Source organism: Paraburkholderia sp. SIMBA_030 (genome assembly GCF_046535245.1).
In the GTDB taxonomy this organism is placed as follows: Bacteria; Pseudomonadota; Gammaproteobacteria; order Burkholderiales; family Burkholderiaceae; genus Paraburkholderia.
This window is the reverse complement of record NZ_JAWRXB010000791.1, coordinates 1-263: the sequence shown is the minus strand read 5'-3', so window position 1 is coordinate 263 and position 263 is coordinate 1. Positions and strand designations below refer to the sequence as shown.

Annotated in this window: 1 pseudogene; it reads left to right on the top strand. The window is 64.3% G+C overall.

The annotated features are described in order from the left end of the window. A pseudogene (locus SB772_RS42145) lies at positions 1–189 on the top strand (MFS transporter); the annotation flags it as partial. Positions 190–263 lie beyond the last annotated feature (74 nt).

Below are 263 nucleotides of genomic sequence, written 5' to 3'. Positions count from 1 at the left end.
ACGACGGGCGCTGCGCTTGTTGCGTTGAGCTTCAGTATTGCCGGGCGTCATGGCCCGACGCTTTCGCTGGCGACGGGCGCGGTGTTCGCGGGGGCTGCGAGTATTGCGAGTGGATTGCGGCTGTTTGCGCCGTCGCATCGGGGGCAGGCAAGCGTCACGGTTACGACGGTTACGGCGAAAGAACAGTAAGCAAAGCGAGGGCGAGTATTGCGCTCGCCGCCACTGCGCTTCACGCGAACTTCGCGTGAAGCGATGCCGCTCAC